Consider the following 19559-nt stretch of genomic DNA (forward strand, 5'->3'; position numbering starts at 1 on the left):
TCAGAGGTCCTCGTGTCTGGTTCGACGCCATGAGGGCAGCATCCGCATCAGCACGGCGTCGCGCAGAATGAAATGATGGCGCAGTACCGCCAGAATATGCAGCGCGAGCACCGCCATCAGAAAATAGGCGCCGTAAGCATGAAGCGTGGTGAACACAGCCTCGACCGGGCGCTTGTCCGCGAGATGGGGCAGATAGGGAAGATCGGGCCACGGAATCAGACCGAACAGCACAGTCGGTATGGCAAAGACCGAACTCGAGACCAGCGCCCAGCCCGTCAGCGGCAAAAAGAACATTTCACCGTAAAGCAGGAAATGGCCCAGTTTCGCCAGCCGGATCTCATGCTGCGCCATGCTGGCAGGCAAGCCAGGCGGTCGGTGCAGAAGGCGCCAGATCAGCCGCAGCAGCGCCGCAAGCAAGATCGTGATGCCGATCGATTTGTGCAGCTGGAACAGGCGGAACATGGTGCCCGGATCGAGTGACCCATGAACCATGATCAGCCCGATGGCGAGAAGAGCCAGGATGCCAAGGGCCATGATCCAGTGCAGGATCATGGCCACGGCGCCATAACGTTGTGTCGCTAGCGACATGTCCCGTCATCCACCTGAGAGTCAGATCAGGACTGGCGCTCGAACGCACCTGCGATATGCAGGGTGACACTGTCGCCCACCAGCGGCACATAACGGCTCACGCCGAAAGCCGAGCGCATGATGACGGCATTGCCCTCGAAACCGACCGTTTCCTTCTTGTCGAGCGGGTTGATGCCGCTCCCGATCAGGCGGGCCTTGATCGTGACCGGATGAGTTATGCCATGAAGGGTCAGATCGCCCGTAATATTGGCAGTTTTCGCGCCGGTCTTGACCACCTTGGTCGAGACAAAATGAGCGGTCGGGAATTTGTCGGCATCGAACCAGTCAGCGCTCTTGAGCTCGCCATCGAGCTTTGCCACCGTGGTCTGGACCGAGTTGATCGGCAGGGTGATATCGAGCTTCGTGGCATCGATATGCGCCGGATCAAGGGTCAGCGTACCCGAGGCCTGTGAGAAGAAACCCGAGAAATCGCTGAACCCCATATGGAGCAACGAGAAGCTGATCTGGGTGTGATAGGGCTCGACTGCATAGCTACCCGCCTGAACGGCCTTCGGGTCGGGCGATCCGCCCTGCTGGGCGTGCGCCCGCGGCGTGCCGGCAGCGGCTAGGGCGGTGATGAGGGCGGCGCTGGCGAGAAGGGTCTTGTGCATGAACAAATCCTGTTGGCTAAAAAAGACTGGATCGGGGTCGGCCCGAGAGAAGACTCCCGGGAAAGAATCAGAGAGCGAGCGCGGCAATTTCAGCGCGGGCAGCGCTCATGGCCGTCTCGCGGGAATCACCGCCGCGGCTCAGGCCTTCGGCGCGGATCCAGGTGACATCCTTCAGCCCGACAAAGGCGAGAACGGCAGCGAGATAGGGCTCCTGATGATCCATCGAGGCTGCCGGATGACCTGCACTGTACTGGCCGCCGCGCGTCGAGATCAGAATGGCCTTCTTGCCCTCGGGCAGCAGGCCGACCGGCCCTTTTTCGCTGTAGCTGAAGGTCTTGCCCGCCACCATAATCCGGTCGATCCAGTTCTTGAGCTGGGCAGGGACCGTGAAATTGTACATCGGCACGCCAATCACCACGATATCGGCTGCGAGCAGCTCGTCGATATGCGCGTTGCCACGGGCCAGATCGGCCTGAAGCGTCTCATCGGTCACCTCACCGCCAAAGCGCGCCGCGATATGTCCTGAGCCAAGCTCGGGGATCGGCTGGGCAGCCAGGTCGTGATAGGTGATTTCGGCCTCGGGATGAGCGGCCTTCAGATGGGCAATCGTCTCTGCCGAAAGTGTGCGGCTGGCCGAATTATCACCCAGAATGCTCGAATCGAGATGAAGGATCTTCATGAGAGCTTCGCCTTATGTCGTGTCGGATGAAGCGGTCCGGCATGAAAGGAAAAACATACCGGTCCGCTGGTCTTTGTTACCGTCCCACATCGTGACCCATCTCGACAGTCAATATATTCCGATGGATAGTATCGCTTTACACGATAGGTGAAGGCTCCATGCTCGACAGGATCTCTCTCGACCAGCTGCGCGTATTCATAGCCGCTGCCGACGAGGGCAGCTTCTCTGCGGCTGCACGACGCTTCAGGCGTTCGCAGCCCGCCATCAGCGAAATGATCGCAACCCTCGAATCACAGATCGGCGTTCAGCTTTTCGACCGTATCGGTCGCTATCCGCAGCTGACCAAGGCCGGTGAAACCCTGCTGGCCGATGCACGCGGCATTGTCATGAATGTCGATCATATGAAGGCGCGTGCCTATGGCATGTCATCGGGTATCGAACCCGAGCTGTCGGTCGTGGTCGATGTGTTCTTCCCCATGGACCGCATGACCCGCGTGGCGCGCGGCTTTCGTGAGACTTTTCCCCATACGCCGCTGCGCCTGTTCGTCGAGGCTCTTGGCGGCGTCTTTCAGCCTGTTCTCGACGGGCGCGCCCAGATCGCGATTGCGGGGCCCCTGCCGGACGTACCGCCGTCCTGCTCGACCGAAACCCTGGGCGATATACGTTTCATGATGGTGGCCTCTGCCGAGCATCCTCTCGCCCGCCATAACGGCCCGATCCCGCGTGACGAACTCGCGCGGCATGTGCAGCTCGTGCTGACCGACCGCACCGATCTGTCGGCGGGACGCGAACGCGGGGTGCTTTCTCCCTTCACCTGGCGCCTCGCCGATCTCTACGCCAAGCATCATTTTCTTCTTGGCGGGCTCGGCTGGGGCGGCATGCCGGTCCATAGCGTTGCCGATGATCTGGAGGCTGGCAGACTGGTCGAACTGACCATTCACGGGATCTCGCCGGGTGGGGCGAACATGCCCATGAGCGTGGTCTATTCGACAGCTGAACCCCCCGGCCCTGCGGGGCGCTGGCTGATAGACCATCTCAAGCTCTGCCCCAGAAGACAGGCTGCGCGTGAAGCTGAAGAAGGCATGAACGAGGAGCAAGCAACGACCCTCGCGATCTGACCCCCGCGACTGCCATCGCTGGGCGGCGGCGGTTGGCGCTGACGGAGAACCCGGTTTTTCCTGATTTGCGCTGGCATTTTCCGACCGATCTGGCCTAAACGAAGCCGCCCATGCAGATATCCGATTTCGATTTCGATCTTCCGCGCGAGAATATCGCTCTGGAACCCGCCCGCCCGCGTGACAGCGCCCGCCTGTTGCGCGTTGCTGCCGGTCAGAATCTGGCCGAAACGCGCATCAGCGACCTGCCCGGTCTGCTCGAACCCGGCGATCTGCTGATTGCCAATGACACGGCAGTCATCCGTGCCCAGCTCGCAGCAAGGCGGGGCGAGGCGAAAATCGGCATCACGCTCGATCGTATCCTGAGCGACGGCAGCTGGCATGCGCTCGCGAAAAACGCCCGCAAGCTGAAGCCGGGCGACACGCTGCATTTCGGCACGGACCCGGTGACCGCCGAGGTGGTCGAGAATGAGGGCGATGGCGCGATCTCGATGCGCTTCTCTGCCGAGGGCGAGGCGTTTGACGACTTCCTCAAACGGGCCGGTGTGCTGGCCCTGCCGCCCTATATCGATCGTCCTACCGGCCCAACCATGCAGGATGACAGCGACTACGCCACGATTTTCGAGCGCCACAAGGGCGCCGTCGCCGCTCCGACAGCGGGGCTGCATTTCACCCCCGATCTGCTGGCAGCGCTCGATGCGCGCGGTGTGAAGCGTCACACCCTCACCCTGCATGTGGGAGCTGGCACCTTTCTGCCTGTGCGTGACGAGATTGCCAGCCACAAGATGCATGCCGAATGGGGCCGCATCGACGCCCGGACGGCACAGCTCATCAATGACACCCGCGCCAGTGGCCGGAAAATCGTGGCCGTAGGCACAACCAGCCTGCGCCTGCTTGAAAGCGCCGCAGACGAGCACGGCATCGTTCACCCCTGGGAAGGTGAGACCTCGATTTTCATCAAGCCGGGCTATCGTTTCCGTGCGGTCGACAGGCTGATGACCAATTTCCACCTGCCGCGCTCGACCCTGTTCATGCTCGTCTGTGCGCTGGCCGGAACCGAGACCATGCGCGACGCCTATCGCCATGCGATTGCCGAGGGCTTTCGCTTTTATTCCTACGGAGATGCCTGCTTGCTGGACCGCGCCCCATGACCGAATCCGCCACGAAAATGCAGTGGAAGGCCGAGGCCTGTTGCGGTCAGGCGCGTGCGGGCCATCTGCATACCGCCCATGGCACGATCCCGACGCCTACGTTCATGCCGGTCGGCACGGTCGGCACGGTCAAGGCCATGACCATGGATGCCGTGCGCTCGACGGGTGCGGGTATCATTCTGGGCAATACCTACCACCTCATGCTGCGCCCCGGCGCCGAGCGCGTGCGCAAGATGGGCGGCCTGCATCGCATGATGGACTGGTCCGGCCCGATCCTGACCGATTCAGGTGGTTTTCAGGTCATGTCGCTCGGCGCGCTGCGCAAGCTCGATCAGGACGGTGTGACGTTCAACTCGCATATCGATGGCTCGAAGCATCGCCTGACGCCGGAAAGCAGCACCGACATCCAGCACGCGCTCGATGCCACCATCACCATGTGCTTCGATGAATGTCCTGCCCTGCCCGCCACGCCGGAGCGTCTCGAATCCTCCATGGAATTGTCCATGCGCTGGGCAGCGCGCTCGCGCGAGGCCTTTGTGCAGCGCCCCGGCTATGGCCAGTTCGGCATTGTGCAGGGTGGCACGGAACGCGATCTGCGTGCCCGCTCAGCGAAGGCCCTGACCGATATCGGCTTTGAAGGTTATGCCATTGGCGGTCTGGCGGTGGGCGAAGGTCAGGAGCTGATGTTCTCGACGCTCGATTTCACCACCCCGCTCCTGCCGCAGGACCATGCGCGCTATCTGATGGGCGTGGGCACCCCCGATGATTTGCTGGGCGGTGTCGAGCGTGGCGTCGATATGTTCGATTGCGTCATGCCCACGCGCGCAGGCCGCACGGCACGCGCCTATACCGAGCGCGGCACGCTCAATATGCGCAATGCGCGCCATGCAGAAGACAACCGTCCGATCAGCCCCGATTGCGATTGTCTGGCCTGCTCACGCCATAGCCGCGCCTATCTGCATCATCTCTTCCGTGCCAATGAAATTCTGGGGCCGATGCTGCTGACATGGCATAATCTGGCTTATTACCAGCGGCTGATGCGCGAGATAAGGGTTGCCATTGTCGACGGCACCCTGCCGCAGAAAGCGCTTGCCCTGCGCGCCGACTGGGCTGCCGGAGACTGGGCACAGGACGAGTTCCCCCAGCCGGACTGGCCGCCCGTCCCATGACGCCTCTCTCCCCATGAGCAAGAGCATCGAAGACCGCATTGCCGACCATGCGCGGCATCTCGGTTTCGATGCGATCGGCTTTTGCGACGCCTCCCTGCCCGAAGAAGCCCGCACGCGGCTGCGCCAGTTCGTGGAAGACGGGCGGCACGGCACGATGAGCTGGATGGAGCAGCGCATCGAACAACGCGGCGACCCCAAGGCCCTCTGGCCTGAAGTCCGCAGCGTGATTTCACTCGGGCTTTCCTACGCGCCTGAGGCCGATCCTGCCGAAACGCTCGACCAGCCCGATACGGGCACGATCTCGGTCTATGCCCGCCATCGCGATTATCATGACGTGCTCAAAGGCATGCTCAAGCATCTGGCGCAATTCGTGGTGCGTCAGGATGTTGGCGGCGACGACACGCAGGTAAAGGTGTTTGTCGACACCGCGCCGGTCATGGAAAAGCCCCTGGCCGAACAGGCCCAGCTTGGCTGGCAAGGCAAGCACACCAATGTCGTCTCACGCATTCATGGCTCCTGGCTGCTTCTGGGCGAAATCTACACCACGCTTGAACTCACCCCATCGCCGCCCCGCGCCGGGTCATGCGGCAGCTGCACACGCTGCCTGACAGCCTGCCCTACCGATGCCTTTCCGCGCCCCTATGCGCTCGATGCGCGGCGCTGCATTGCCTATCTCACCATCGAGCATGACGGGCCGATACCGGTCGAATTTCGCAAGGCCATGGGCAATCGCATCTATGGCTGCGATGACTGCCTCAATGCCTGTCCGTGGAACCGGTTTGCTGCGACCTCGCGCCACATGAAGCTCCAGCCCCGTGCCGATCTGATGGCCCCCAGACTGGATGATCTGGCCCGGCTGGACGATGCCGGATTCCGCAGCTTTTTTTCCGGCTCACCTATCAAGCGCATCGGGCGCAATCGCTTTGTACGCAATGTGCTGATTGCGCTCGGCAATTCCGGCAATCGCGCGCATCTGCCTCTGGTCGCGCATCTGACGCAGGACGAAAGCCCGATTGTCGCCGACGCTGCCGCATGGGCACAAACCGAATTACAGGAAGCCGCATCGAATGAGTGATCTCGTCAAACGCAGCTTCACCTTGTCACGCCATCGCACCAGCATCGCCCTCGAGCCTGAATTCTGGGCCGTGCTGGAAGAGATGAGCGCAGAGAATTCTCTGGCCTCACTGATCGCCAGCATCGACGCAACCCGCCCACCGGAGCGCCCGCTCGCCTCGGCATTGCGGGTGGCCTGTCTGGTTTTTCAGCGCAGCAGGTGAGCGTGATCCATCGAACTGCCGCCCCTTGCCCCAATACACTCCACACACATAGGAACCACCATTTCATTCAAAGATGATTGATTCGTTTTCCTTTCACCACCAAAGCTGCACATGCAAAAGCATAAAGACAAAAAGATCATGCAGCGTATATATCCAATAGATTTGATCAATATCAAATGGAAATGAAAATGGCATTAAATAACTACCATCAAACCACGTTCGCGCAGCCTATGATCAAATGCGAAAAATGTAACGCCCTTTTCCCATGCAATAAAAATATCATTGATACGATGTTCACAAATGAGAAAATAAAATGTTCGAATTGCAATAAACATCTAGATATAAGGCAATCATTTCTGAACACTATGTGCTCCGAACTAGGAGCGGAAATGGTTTCTCATTTTATCGGCTACAAATCAAAAATATTCGAAATATATTTATCGGAAAACCAAACTATAGAGTTAGATTTTACTAAATATGGCATTACCAAATTATCAAGAATTATTAGAGTGAATTACACTGTTCAGGGACCACCGCATGTCCATCCAATTGAGATTCACGCAAATGATGTACCCATGCGTCGCGCTGGCACAACAGTGTCTTTATATGGCCGCCCTTGGCCCGGGCAACCATTTACTCGTTCCCCCTCAAAGGTTTGCGTATATGTAAATTTTTTTGAACCCGCCGATGACGAACATGCACAATCTGAACTTGCAAGAGCCTATGCTAGCTTCTTCGCTGGAGAGTACGCAGAAATGATTGTCCCCGCTGTAATCTCGATTGAATTTTCTTGTAAAAAATTCATTAGGGACTTGAAAGGATCTATCAGCATAGAAAGAGAAAAAGTCCGCGATAAAGAAATATTTTCTAAAATTATTATTAAAGAAATTGCCCCTCTATTACACGCCCCAAAATTTCCTACGGGAATGCTAGATCCAATAAAAAGACTATGGGGGCAGCGAGATAATATTTCTCACGAAGGAAAAATACATCAGCCATATGAAAAATCGAATGCAGCATCTCAATTAATAGCAACAATATTAGCAGTTCGCTACTTGCAAAAGTTGAGAATTATTGCAAAAGTAAAGGGTTATATAAGGCCTGATTTTCAAATAACTCATAAATTTGATATGCCATACAATATATATTTCAATATTAAGGAAATATATGTTCGAAATCAAAAAGAGTGATTTGAACTCCTTTCCGAGAGAAATTTCCCTCAAGAGGCGACTCAAAATGTCGATAGAGGTGCCTGCGCCGCGCTTGGCAGCAAAATCATAAGCCACCAAGCGCCGCTTTCTAGCCTTTACGCCGCCTCTCACCCGATCGTGAGCGAACCCCTAGCCAATGACGATTGTTGTCGATATTTAACGACAACATCATATTGCTCACCTCTGTGACGCTGGGGCTTCATCGATCCATGACGTCTTGCCCATCTGGCACTGCCACTTCTCCTGACAGCCTCGAAGCCTTCATCGACGCCGAGATCACGCGTGGCAGCTTTGGGAGTGAGCGCGCCATGATCGAAGCCGGACTGACCCTGCTGCGTGAGAAAATGGCTCTTTCGGCAAAGCGGGAGGGGATCGCCTTTCCTCCTGCCGGGGGGCAATGCGGGGCGCTGATACGCGGGCTGGACTGGTCACAGCATGCCGTTGGCCCGACGCGCATATGGTCTGATCCGCTGAGAGCGACGATAACCAATGTCGTCAATTCCCCGGTGGCCAAGATGCTGCTCTGGGGGCCGGAGCAGATCCTGTTCTATAATGACGCCTTCAGTGTCATTGCTGCCGACCGCCATCCCTGCGCGCTTGGCACCTCACTCGCCAAGGCTTTCCCTGAACTCAATGACTGGACGAGACCCGTTCTCGAATCGGGGCTGCGCGGAGAAGCTGCCAGTTTTCTCAACCGAAAGGTCAGGCTCAACCGCAAGGATCAGGTCGAGACGCTGATCCTCGATTTCTACTTCACCCCTGTCTACGAAACGGCCGAGACGCCCGGGGGGGTGCTCTGCACGATCGTCAACAACACCGAGCGCGTCCATGCCGAGACGCGCCTTGCCTCAAGCGAGTCCGAATTGCGCCGCGTCACTGATGCGACGCCCATGCTCGTCTCCTATGTCGATCAGGCGCATGTCTATCGCTTTGCCAATGCCGCTTATGAAGCCTGGCTTGGCCTGCCGCTGGAGCGCATCGTCAACCGCCCCGTCACTGAGGTGCTGGGTGCACGCGTCTATGAAGACCGGCGCCCCGATCTCGAAGCCGCACTCTCGGGTCGGTCGATCACGGCTGAAACGCTTCTACCGCAGCCTGACGGTACAGAGCGACATACAGAGTTCCGCTATGTGCCGCATATCGATGATGACGGCCTGGTGCATGGCGTGCATATTCTTGGCATCGATATTGAAGACCGGGCACGGCGTATCGCCGAGGTTGCAGCGAGCGACCTGCGTTTTCGCACTGCCATGCAGGCGGTTCATGGTGTGCTCTGGACCAATAGCGCTGATGGCCGCATGACTGGCGAGCAGCCCGGCTGGGCGGCACTGACGGGACAGACCTACGAGGAATATCAGGGTTTCGGCTGGGCCAATGCTGTCCACCCTGACGATGCCGCCGCCACTGTTGTCGCATGGAACGCCTCTGTGAGGGCGCGCAGCATGTTTGTGCATGAACATCGCGTTCTGAGCCGTGATGGCGCCTGGCGCAATTTTGCCATTCGGGCGCTGCCGATCCTGAATGAGAAGAACGAGATCACCGAGTGGGTGGGGGTGCATACCGACATCACCCATCAGCGCGCTGCCGAGGCTGCCCTGCGCGAGCGCGCCGATGATCTGGCCCGTCAGGTGCGCCATCGCCAGCGTGCAGAGGAACAGCTCCGCGCACTCAACGAGACGCTTGAAAACCGTGTGATTGAAGAGATCACTGAGAGACGCGCTGCCGAAACACGCCTGGCTCAGGCACAGAAAATGGAGTCGATCGGCAAACTCACCGGCGGCGTCGCCCATGATTTCAATAATCTGCTTCAGGTCATCAGCGGCAATCTGCAATTGCTGGGCAAGGATGTGGCAGGCAATGCCCGTGCCGAGCGCCATGTCGCCAGCGCCATGGGGGGCGTGCAGCGCGGCTCGCGGCTCGCCAGCCAGCTGCTCGCCTTCGGGCGCCGCCAGGCGCTTGAGCCCAAGATCGTCAATGTCACGCGCTTCGTACGCGGCATGGATGACATGCTGCGCCGTGCCATAGGCGAAGGGATCGAGATCGAAACCATCGTTTCGGCTGGGCTGTGGAACACCTTCATCGATCCGAACCAGATCGAGAATGCCCTGCTCAATCTCGCCATTAACGCGCGCGATGCCATGGACGGTCACGGCAAACTCACGATCGAACTCGGCAATGCCCAGCTCGACGATGCCTATGTGCGTCAGCATGACGACGTGAAAGCTGGTCAGTATGTCCTGCTTGCCGTTTCGGATACCGGCATGGGCATGACCCCGGAAATCCTCTCGAAAGTTTTCGAGCCCTTCTTCTCGACCAAGGCCGAGGGCAAGGGATCGGGGCTTGGCCTGTCGATGGTCTACGGCTTCGTCAAACAGTCGAACGGCCATATCAACATCTATTCGGAGCCCGGTGAGGGTACGACTATCAAGCTCTATTTGCCCCGCGCCATGGATGCCGAGGATATGGAGATCGATCTGCACATGGCCCCCGTCACCGGCGGGACCGAAACAGTGCTCGTGGTGGAAGACGACGACGAAGTGCGTGCGATCGTGGTCGAGATGCTGTCAGATCTCGGCTATCAGGTACTCAAGGCCACAGACGCTGCCAATGCGCTTGTCGTGATCGAAAGCGGCATGCCTATCGACATTCTGTTCACAGACGTGGTGATGCCCGGCACGCTGAAAAGCCCCGAACTTGCGCGCCGCGCCAAGGAACGCCTGCCCGATATCGCGGTCCTGTTCACCTCCGGCTACACCGAAAATTCCATCGTGCATGGTGGCCGGCTCGATGCCGGGGTCGAGCTGCTTTCAAAGCCCTATACGCGCGACGCCCTCGCCCGGAAGTTCCGGCATGTGCTCGCCAACCGCCAGCAGCGCCAGCAATCCGCCACGTCGATTACCCACACCGCCGCAATGCCGCCCATCGATAACGCGCCGGTCTCGACACCCCCGTCACAATCGCTGTGCATGACGATCCTGTTGGTGGAAGATGATCGGCTGATCCGTCAGGCCACATCGGAAATGCTGAAGGAGTCGGGTTATCTGACAGTCGAGGCCGCAGATTATGATGAAGCCCTGATTGTGCTCCAGACCATGCCTGTCGATGTGCTGCTCACTGACGTGAACCTGCCCGGCCTCTCAGGCAAGGATCTGGCAGAACAGGCGCGCAGCCTGAAACCCGATATCGGGGTGGTGTTCGCCACAGGCGACAGCCACGCGATACAGGGAGATAGCTCGGTCGAGATACTGCCCAAACCCTACGACCTCGCCCAGATGCGTGCAGCCATTGCGCGAAGCCTGCCGCGCCTTGCTGCCGAGCCTGAGAATAGCGAGACGTCGCTGGCCACACCGGACCGACCGGCAACCGTTTGAACTTCTGCCGCGCGTCATGCTACCGATAGGCCATGGCATTCTGGGGCAAGATGTTCGGCGGCGTGGCCGGTTTCGCTGTAGGCGGACCGATGGGCGCTCTCATGGGGGCAGCACTCGGTCATGCGGCCGATCGCGGGTCGCTGCTTGAAACACCCGCAGGGGGCTGGCACGAACACTGGCGCACCAAGGGGCAGCCCGACCCCAACGGTGCGGCCTTCATGGCGGCCGCCAAGATGTCGACCCTGCTTGGCAAGACAGATCAGCTTTATGCCATCGGTTTGGTCGCCCTTTGCGCCAAGATGGCCAAGATCGACGGCCCGGTGAACAAGGCCGAAATCTCGACCTTCAAATCGCTCTTCCAGTTTCCTGCCGATAACAGCCGCGAAGTGGGTATGCTCTTCGATCGGGCACGCGACCGCACAGATGATTTCGAGATGTATGCGCGTGAACTGGGCAAAGGCTTTGCCAAGGATCGCGCACCGCTCGAAAACCTGCTCATGGCCCTGTTCGTCATCGCACGGGCTGACCTGCCCCCCGGTGCGGCACTCCACCCTGCGGAAACCGCTTTCCTGAGGAAGGTGCACGCTGCCTTCGGCCTGCCCCCCGGCGCATGGGACCGTGCAGAGACGGGGCGCTCCGGCTCGGCGAGCAATGAAAACGACGCCTATATCGAGCTTGGTCTGGCACGCTCTGCAAGCGATCAGGAAGTTCGGACACGCTGGCGCGTGCTGATCAGGGAGCATCATCCGGACGTGCTGGGACAGAAAAATCTCAGCCCCGAAGCGATGGCCAAGGCCGCTGACCGCGTGGCCCGAATCAACGCCGCCTGGGACCGTATCAAGCGCGACCGCAAGCTCTGAGAGCTGCGACAAACTGACATGATTTGATATCTATATGAGAATTGTTCTCATGTAGACTGCTGGCCAGCCCTCCTCCTTTCCTGCCCGAAGCCGGGCGGTCGATACGGGATGCACCGGTCATGCTGGTTTTTCTGCTGCTGTTCTGCCTGTCCTGCGCTGCTTTCACCATTTCCTCGGTCGCGGGCGGTGGCGCGGGTCTGGTCATCATGCCGGTTCTGGGCCTGATACTGGCAGCGCCTCAAATACCGGCTGCGCTTTCCATCGGCACGATGTGCAGCACTGTCGGCAGGATTGCGACCTTCCGGCGCGCCATAGACAGGCGCGTCGTGCTCTTTTTCCTTCCCGCGGCTCTGCCCGGCGCGGCGCTTGGCGTGTTCTGCCTGCGGCTCATGCCCCCGGTCTATCTTGAATTGCTTCTGGGCCTGTTTCTGAGCGGCAATGTGGTGCTTCTGCTCCGTCCCGCCGCCCCGATTGCGCTTGATGAGGGCGCCTGGAAGCGCCTTCCGGCTATCGGTTTTGCCGCTGGTTTCATTTCAGGCTTTACCGGCGCGACGGGACTCTTGTTCAACCGGTTCTATCAGAAACTCGGCCTGCAGAAGGAAGCCATCATTGCAACACGTGCGGCCAATGAGGTGCTGCTTCACGCCCTCAAACTGATACTCTACGCACAGTTTGGCCTCTTCAACCGCTCGGTTCTCATCGCCGGGCTTTGCGTCGGCGCGTCGGCAGTTGCTGCGCTCAAGGTCACCAGACTGGTCCTTCCCCTCCTCACCCACGCCCAGTTCTGCCGCATCGGCCATGCCGCTGCCGCCCTTGCCGGAGTGTTCATGCTCGTCTCAGCGTCCAGACAGATCGTACAGAGAGACGCCATGTCGCTGCATTATGGGCAGTTTCATGGTGAGACGGAGCTTGCCATGACTTGGCGCAGCCATCGTCTGGCGCTGGAGATCGAACATCCGCTCGAGATTGAAGTAAAGCATCGCGTCGCTGCCTCGATCGACCCTGATACCGGGGTGAGAAGCGAGCATCTGACCGTACTGCATCTCGCAGCCGATCGCAGCGTGTTTGTCACGCATCGGGCCTTCGGGCCCGAGCATGGCCACCGGCACAAACACCGGGAGGCCTAGTGGCCTGCCCACCCTGAGCGGGTGGGCAGAAACCAGCTCAGCGCGTACCGAGCTTGAAGATGGTCGTATAGTCGAACTTCTGACCCGGACGCAGTTCCGTCGTCGGGAAGGACGGATGGTTCGGGCTGTCAGGATAGTGCTCGGCCTCGATGGCCAGCGCATCCGTCTGACGGTAGGTACGATGCGAGATGCCCGCATATTTTCCCGTCAGGGAGTTCGAGGTGTAAACCTGAACACCGGGCTGGTTTGTCGAAACCTCTAGCGTGCGGCCTGAGGCAGGGTCGTAGACCGTCACAGCCGAACGCGCGGCCTTGCCATAGGAGCCATCGACGACCCAGTTATGGTCGTAACCACGCGCATAGACCATCTGGGCGAAATCGCTGCGCAGACGGTCACCAATACGCGTCGGCTTGCGGAAATCGAGCGGCGTGCCTTCGACAAGAGCCAGCTCACCCGTCGGGATCGAGGTCGGATCTGTCGGCGTGTAACGCTCGGCGTTCACCTGCAGGATCTCGTTCTCGATGGTGCCCGAACCCTCGCCATTGAGGTTCCAGTAGCTGTGATTGGTCAGGTTGAGCACAGTCGGCGCATCTGTCGTCGCCTGATAATGCAGGCTCAGCGCGTTGTTCTCGTCAAGCGTATAGGTGATATCGGTCGTCAGCTTGCCCGGGAACCCCTGATCGCCATTCGGGCTGACCAGACGCAGTGTGACCGAAACCCCTTTTTCCGTCTTCCTGGTTCCAACCAGCGTCCAGACATGCTTGTCAAAGCCGATCTTGCCGCCATGCAGGGCATTCGGCGGATCGGTCAGATCGGTATGGTAGCTCTTGCCATCAATGGTGAAGGTGCCATGGGCGAGACGATTGGCATAACGGCCGATCATGGCGCCGAAAAACAGCCCGCCTTCAGCCGAGTCCTTTGTGTAGCCATCAAGCGTACCAAAGCCCAGAACCAGATCCTGAACATGACCGGCACGATCGGGTGCCTCGACGGACTGGATGATGCCGCCATAGGTGATGACCCGCACGGTCATGGCATGGTCATTGGTCAGGGTGACGATTTTCACGTCCTGCCCGGCAGGGGTCTTGCCCCAGGGCTGGACCGTTACAGCGGGCGCTGCCTGCGCCGCACCATCAGCCATACCGGCAAGCGCCGCCAGACAAACGGCGCTCTTAACAATTGCTCTCATGGACAAGGTGCTTCCATCTGTTGATTTGACGCCACACTGGTCAGGGAAATGATCTGTGTCAAACTACATAAAATCCATCTTCCCCAACCCTGGCCCCGCTCAAACGCTATGCTGGCAGCGTGAGTTTTTATCTACAGTCTGGCGTCTGGCGGACATCATGTTAGAAAACGACAATGCTGCGTCTCCCGGGAGACAGCGTCGGCCACTCCCCCAGCGAGGGGGAAGACGTCACGCTGCGTCTCTGGTTACGCTTTTGAGTGAGTGAGACCGGGGCTGTTCTGCAGCCTGCAACAAAACGATCGTGGGCTTGTGCGCGACTTCTGGCGCCGCCAGGCGCGCTGACACGACTTGGGGACTGCGATGACCGCACCGCTAGGTGATTCCGATAACCGGCCTGAAACCGGATCTGCCGTCGAGAGCCGGACGCAACGGCGTGGACAGCGCAAGGGCGGCCGTCTTCTTGTCGGTCTGACCGCTCTGCTTTCCCTGAGCGCCTGTGCAAGCTGGCGCAACCCGCCGCCGAAGGACCCCGAGGCGCTCGCGGACTACAAGGAAGCCAACGATCCGTACGAACCGGTCAATCGCAAGATGTATAATGTCCAGATGTGGGCCTATCATCATGCGCTGCGTCCGGTCGGCAAGGCCTGGGCCTGGGCCATTCCCAAGCCGATCCGCAACTCGATCGATAACCTGAACCAGACCTGGTACATGCCTACGGTCTTCTTCAGCGATGTCGGCGCAGGCAAGCCCCGCCGCGCCGGTGACGATTTCATGCGCTACATCATCAACATGACCCTTGGCGCTGCCGGGTTCATCGATGTGGCAACGTCACTCGGCTATCCGCATCATGACAGCGACCCAGGCCTGACGCTGGCCACCTGGGGCGTGCCGAGCGGGCCTTACATGTTCCTGCCCGGCCTTGGTCCGAACACCCTGCGCGATGCAGGCGGTTATGCGATTGCACAGGGGCTTTCCCCCATCAACTATGTGCCGCGCGGCTATGGCCTGCTGACCTTCAACTGGGCCTATAATATCGCGGGCGTTCTGGGCGGCTTCTCCTCTCATATTGACGAGATCGACCAGGTCGAGCAGGATTCGCTCGATCCCTACGCGTTCATCCGAAGCGCCTGGCAGCAGAACCGTCAAAGCCAGGTTGACGCCATACGTAATGACCACCGGGCGACCGTGCCGGACTGGTACAATTAAGGACCTCCCGACATGCTCAAAACCTGCCTTTCCTTTTCCCGCCGTACAGCCCTTGGGCTGATGACCACAGCTCTTGTCTCCGTTGCTGCGCTGAGCACAGCTGCTCATGCTGAAGATGCCCAGGGCTTTGTCACTGCTTTCGGTGGCAAGCTGGTTGGCATCATCAACAGCGACAAATCCCTCAGCGAAAAGCGTCAGGAAGTGCTGCCGCTGCTTCAGGACAATGTCGACATCGCCACGATCGGCAAATTCTGCCTTGGTCGCTACTGGCGTTCGGCAACGCCTGAGCAGCAGGCTGAATATCTGAAGCTGTTCCATCAGGTTCTGGTCAATGCGGTGACCGACAAGATTGGCGACTACAAGGGCGTCAGCTTTCGCGTGACCGGCGCCACCAACACGCCCAATGGCGAGCTTGTCAGCGCACAGATCATGCGCCCCGGCCAGCCCACGGCGGATATGGGTCTTCTGATCGCCAAGGACGGCGGGATGAAGATTGTCGACATGATTGGTGAAGGCACAAGCCTACGTCTGACCCAGCGTCAGGATTACAGCTCCTACCTTGCCCGCAATGGCGGCAATGTCGCGACACTCATCAGCGCGCTGGAGCGTCAGCTCTCGCATCGTCACTGACGACACATCCTTTTTCGTCGGGAGTTGTGACGCTCCCGACGAAAAGACCTGCTTAATGAAAATAGCCGTCCTTGCGGACATACACGGCAATCTCACGGCACTTGATGCCGTCCTGGCAGATTGCGCCCGGCACGGCGTCGACCAGCTGGTCATTCTGGGCGATCATTTCTCCGGTCCGCTTCTGCCCTTCGAAACAGCCGAAAGGCTGATCTCCCTCGCCCCGACTGCCATTGCCGGCAATCACGAGCGGCAGCTTCTCTCGCAATCATTTCATGAGATGGGGGAGTCCGACCGCTTTACCTGTCGGGCCCTCGCCCCTCATCATTTCGACTGGATGACAAGGCTCCCGGCAACGCTTCGGCTGGAGAACGATATCCTTCTCGTTCATGGCCCCCCCACCAGCGACACCGCCTATTTCCTTGAAACTGTCTCGGCTGAAGGCCTGCGTCCCGCCACGCAGGCAGAAATCGTTACCCGCGCCGAGGGCACGGACGCCCGCCTCATCCTGTGCGGTCATACCCATATCCAGCGCACGGTGGCATTCGGAGGAGGGAGACTGGCACTCAATCCCGGCAGCGTTGGCCTACCTGCCTATGAGGATAACGAACCATTCCCTCATCAGATCAGTAATGCCTCTCCGCATGCACGTTACGCGCGGCTCAACGGCGTAGATGGCAGCTGGGCTGCCAGCTTCCATACAGTCGCCTATGACTGGGAGCAGGCAGCTCAGATTGCAGAAAGAAATGGCCGGTCAGACTGGGCCAGGGCACTGCGTACGGGGCGCCTCTAGGACGGGGCGACGCGCCTGTCCTGCGTGATTTCATAGACAAGCATCAGATAGCCGTCGCGCTCGAAGCTCTCGACATGATGCATACCGATACTGCCCAGAACGATACGAGAGGGCATGTTGTCCTCACGGGTCACCCCCACCACGCGCTCGATTCCGGCATCGAGTGCAAAGCGCAGTGCGGCTCCAGCCGCCTCACGGGCAATACCGCGCCCTGCAGCCTCGGGCACGAGCGCGAAGCGCAGACCGAGTCCGCGACCATCGGGGCGCTCATGGAGCCCCGTGATCCCAACAAAGCGGTCATTTTCACGAATAGTAAAAATACCTATCCCCCGCTTTGCCCAGAAAGCGAGGTCATCGGCCATTTCATCCTCGACCTGCTGAAGGGAGCGCACCCCGCCCAGCATACGGCCGAAAGAGGCGCCATTGGTCTTGAGGCGGATCATGTCCTGCATGTCGCGCCAGTTGACCGGCTGCAGGACGAGACGCTGGGTGCGGATCTGACGACCAAGCGTCACGACCCGGCTCCAGACATGACATCAGGAGAAGAGATGTCAGAGAAACGCCACTCCGACATCCTCATCCCTTAGCGTGCGATGGGGCGGTACTTGATGCGGCTCGGCTCGGTCGAATCCGGGCCAAGGCGGCGACGCTTGTCTTCTTCATAATCCTGGAAGTTACCCTCGAACCACTCGACATGGCTATCGCCTTCAAAGGCGAGGATATGCGTGGCCAGACGATCGAGGAACCAGCGATCATGCGAGATGACCACAGCGCAGCCTGCGAATTCAGCCAGAGCGTCTTCGAGCGCACGCAGCGTGTCGACATCAAGATCGTTTGTCGGTTCGTCGAGCAGAATGACATTGCTGTCCTTCTTGAGCATCTTGGCAAGATGCACACGGTTACGCTCACCACCCGAGAGCACACCCACGCGCTTCTGCTGATCAGAGCCCTTGAAGTTGAAGGCACCGACATAGGCGCGCGACGGCACCGTGCGCTTGCCCAGCTGGATGACATCCGTGCCGCCCGAGATCTCTTCCCAGACCGTCTTGCTGTCATCGAGCGAGTCGCGTGACTGGTCGACATAGCCCAGCTTGACCGTGTCACCGATCTTGAGGGAGCCGCCATCGGGAGCGTCCTGACCGGTGATCATCTTGAACAGCGTGGACTTACCCGCACCGTTCGGCCCGATCACACCCACGATGCCACCCGGCGGCAGCTTGAAGTTTAGGCCGTCGATGAGCAGACGATCGCCAAAACCCTTGGAGAGGTTTTCGGCCTCGATCACCGTGCCGCCCAGACGGGGGCCAGGGGTGATGACGATATCAGCCGTGCCACCGGCACGCTCCTGACTGGCGGCCAGCATTTCCTCGTATTTGGTGATACGGGCCTTGCTCTTGGCCTGACGGGCCTTGGGTGAGGCGCTGATCCATTCCTGCTCGGCGGCAAGAGCGCGCTGGCGCGAGCTTTCTTCCTTCTCTTCCTGGGCGAGGCGCTTGCGCTTCTGGGTCAGCCAGGAGGAGTAATTGCCTTCGAACGGATAGCCGCGGCCACGCTCGATTTCGAGGATCCAGTTCGTGACGTTGTCGAGGAAGTAGCGGTCATGGGTGATGACCATGACGGTGCCCTGATAATCGCGCAGGGTCTTTTCGAGCCAGGCCACACTCTCGGCATCGAGATGGTTGGTCGGTTCGTCAAGCAGCAGCAGGTCGGGCTTTTCGAGCAGCAGGCGGCATAGCGCCACGCGACGACGCTCACCACCGGAAAGCATGGTGACAGGGCTGTCGGCAGACGGGCAACGCAGGGCTTCAAGAGCGATCTCGAGCTTGCGATCCAGCTCCCAGCCATCGCCGGCGTCGATCTTTTCCTGCAATTCGGCCTGTTCGGCCAGAAGAGCGGTCATCTCGTCATCGGTCATCGGCTCGGCGAAAGCCATCGAGATCTCGTTGAAACGATCGACAGCGTGCTTCAGATCGCCAAAGCCGAGCGCCACGTTCTCACCGACGGTCAGGGACTCGTCGAGCTTGGGCTCCTGCTCCAGATAGCCGATGCGCGCGCCTTCTGCGCCCCAGGCCTCACCACCGTATTCCTTCTCGATGCCGGCCATGATCTTGAGCAGGGTCGACTTACCGGCGCCGTTGACGCCGAGCACACCGATCTTGACGCCGGGGAGGAAGGACAGGGTGATGCCCTTGAAGACTTCACGCCCCCCGGGATAGGCCTTCGTCAGGTCCTTCATGACATAGACATACTGATAGGCGGCCATGACGGATCTCCTGATGAAATGGTCGGTCGGAAAAGACGAGAACGCGGCTCGAATGCGCTCCATGATGGAGCGAGACCCCTGCGCCCGGCAGGACTCGAACCCGCAACCAAGCCGTTATGAGCGGCCTGCTCTAACCAATTGAGCTACAGGCGCATAGGATAGGCTGGAAATCGCGCAATTCGGGGCTTTTTGCAAGATGACGGGGCAAAGAAATCCGTGTTCGCCCCAATTTAGCAGTGACAGGACGTCTTCGTGCTGACATGGCTGCCCCCCGGCAGGTGCC

Annotated in this window: 18 protein-coding genes and 1 tRNA gene; 12 read left to right on the plus strand and 7 right to left on the minus strand. The window is 59.5% G+C overall.

Features of this window, described 5'->3' with window-relative positions:
- The 3 genes from AAID99_RS08460 to AAID99_RS08470 all read right to left on the minus strand — a co-directional run bounded on the left by AAID99_RS08460 (position 1) and on the right by AAID99_RS08470 (position 1917).
- The gene (locus AAID99_RS08460; protein WP_188426130.1) at positions 1-588 is read right to left on the minus strand and encodes a cytochrome b; all 588 of its coding nucleotides are present in this window, start codon (positions 586-588) and stop codon (positions 1-3) included.
- Positions 589-614: 26 nt separating this feature from the next.
- Positions 615-1238, minus strand: a complete 624-nt coding sequence (locus tag AAID99_RS08465; protein ID WP_498493639.1) for a YceI family protein — start codon at positions 1236-1238, stop codon at positions 615-617.
- A gap of 67 nt (positions 1239-1305) precedes the next feature.
- Entirely contained in the window at positions 1306-1917 is a 612-nt protein-coding gene (locus AAID99_RS08470) for an FMN-dependent NADH-azoreductase (RefSeq protein ID WP_188426132.1), read from the minus strand.
- A gap of 158 nt (positions 1918-2075) precedes the next feature.
- Here AAID99_RS08470 and AAID99_RS08475 point away from each other — a divergent pair, with 158 nt between their 5' ends.
- The 9 genes from AAID99_RS08475 (at position 2076) to AAID99_RS08515 (ending at position 13198) form a co-directional block, all read left to right on the plus strand.
- Complete coding sequence (locus tag AAID99_RS08475) at positions 2076-3035, plus strand: LysR family transcriptional regulator (protein ID WP_498493640.1); 960 nt, start codon at positions 2076-2078, stop codon at positions 3033-3035.
- Between the two features lie 110 nt (positions 3036-3145).
- Entirely contained in the window at positions 3146-4183 is a 1038-nt protein-coding gene (gene queA / locus AAID99_RS08480; protein ID WP_498493641.1) for a tRNA preQ1(34) S-adenosylmethionine ribosyltransferase-isomerase QueA, read from the plus strand.
- The gene (tgt, locus tag AAID99_RS08485) at positions 4180-5352 is read left to right on the plus strand and encodes a tRNA guanosine(34) transglycosylase Tgt (protein ID WP_498493642.1); all 1173 of its coding nucleotides are present in this window, start codon (positions 4180-4182) and stop codon (positions 5350-5352) included. The genes queA and tgt overlap by 4 nt, the downstream gene beginning before the upstream one ends.
- A gap of 13 nt (positions 5353-5365) precedes the next feature.
- Positions 5366-6427, plus strand: a complete 1062-nt coding sequence (gene queG / locus AAID99_RS08490; RefSeq protein ID WP_188426136.1) for a tRNA epoxyqueuosine(34) reductase QueG — start codon at positions 5366-5368, stop codon at positions 6425-6427.
- Positions 6420-6629, plus strand: a complete 210-nt coding sequence (locus tag AAID99_RS08495) for a ribbon-helix-helix domain-containing protein (protein WP_188426137.1) — start codon at positions 6420-6422, stop codon at positions 6627-6629. The genes queG and AAID99_RS08495 overlap by 8 nt, the downstream gene beginning before the upstream one ends.
- 389 nt (positions 6630-7018) lie before the next feature.
- Positions 7019-7819 (plus strand): hypothetical protein, encoded by an 801-nt coding sequence (locus tag AAID99_RS08500; protein ID WP_498493643.1) that lies wholly within the window; start codon positions 7019-7021, stop codon positions 7817-7819.
- Between the two features lie 230 nt (positions 7820-8049).
- On the plus strand, positions 8050-11211 hold the full coding sequence (locus AAID99_RS08505; protein ID WP_498493644.1) for a hybrid sensor histidine kinase/response regulator: 3162 nt from the start codon (positions 8050-8052) through the stop codon (positions 11209-11211).
- Positions 11212-11243: 32 nt separating this feature from the next.
- Positions 11244-12071 carry a TerB family tellurite resistance protein gene (locus AAID99_RS08510; protein ID WP_188426140.1) on the plus strand — a complete coding sequence of 276 codons (828 nt, stop codon included), beginning with the start codon at positions 11244-11246 and terminating at the stop codon, positions 12069-12071.
- Positions 12072-12190: 119 nt separating this feature from the next.
- Entirely contained in the window at positions 12191-13198 is a 1008-nt protein-coding gene (locus tag AAID99_RS08515) for a sulfite exporter TauE/SafE family protein (protein WP_188426141.1), read from the plus strand.
- A 37-nt stretch (positions 13199-13235) separates the two neighbouring features.
- Here AAID99_RS08515 and AAID99_RS08520 read toward each other — a convergent pair whose 3' ends face one another.
- Positions 13236-14387, minus strand: a complete 1152-nt coding sequence (locus AAID99_RS08520; RefSeq protein ID WP_498493645.1) for an aldose epimerase family protein — start codon at positions 14385-14387, stop codon at positions 13236-13238.
- Between the two features lie 360 nt (positions 14388-14747).
- On the opposite strand from AAID99_RS08520, the gene AAID99_RS08525 reads away from it, so the two are divergent.
- From AAID99_RS08525 to AAID99_RS08535, 3 genes are read left to right on the plus strand one after another with little or no spacing between them, the layout of a single operon-like run.
- A complete protein-coding gene (locus AAID99_RS08525; RefSeq protein WP_188426143.1) occupies positions 14748-15593 on the plus strand; it encodes an MlaA family lipoprotein in 846 nt (281 codons plus the stop codon).
- Between the two features lie 12 nt (positions 15594-15605).
- Entirely contained in the window at positions 15606-16223 is a 618-nt protein-coding gene (locus AAID99_RS08530; RefSeq protein ID WP_188426144.1) for an MlaC/ttg2D family ABC transporter substrate-binding protein, read from the plus strand.
- A 55-nt stretch (positions 16224-16278) separates the two neighbouring features.
- Entirely contained in the window at positions 16279-17013 is a 735-nt protein-coding gene (locus AAID99_RS08535; protein WP_188426145.1) for a metallophosphoesterase family protein, read from the plus strand.
- Here the strand turns inward: AAID99_RS08535 and AAID99_RS08540 are convergent.
- The 3 genes from AAID99_RS08540 to AAID99_RS08550 all read right to left on the minus strand — a co-directional run bounded on the left by AAID99_RS08540 (position 17010) and on the right by AAID99_RS08550 (position 19429).
- Complete coding sequence (locus AAID99_RS08540; RefSeq protein ID WP_188426146.1) at positions 17010-17528, minus strand: GNAT family N-acetyltransferase; 519 nt, start codon at positions 17526-17528, stop codon at positions 17010-17012. The two genes, AAID99_RS08535 and AAID99_RS08540, sit on opposite strands and share 4 nt — an antisense overlap.
- A gap of 68 nt (positions 17529-17596) precedes the next feature.
- Positions 17597-19276, minus strand: coding sequence for an energy-dependent translational throttle protein EttA (gene ettA / locus AAID99_RS08545; protein WP_188426147.1), 1680 nt, complete (start codon positions 19274-19276; stop codon positions 17597-17599).
- A 79-nt stretch (positions 19277-19355) separates the two neighbouring features.
- Positions 19356-19429, minus strand: a tRNA-Ile gene (locus AAID99_RS08550).
- Between the last annotated feature and the right edge of the window lie 130 nt (positions 19430-19559).

It is taken from the genome of Asaia sp. Ae19-3, assembly GCF_059801175.1.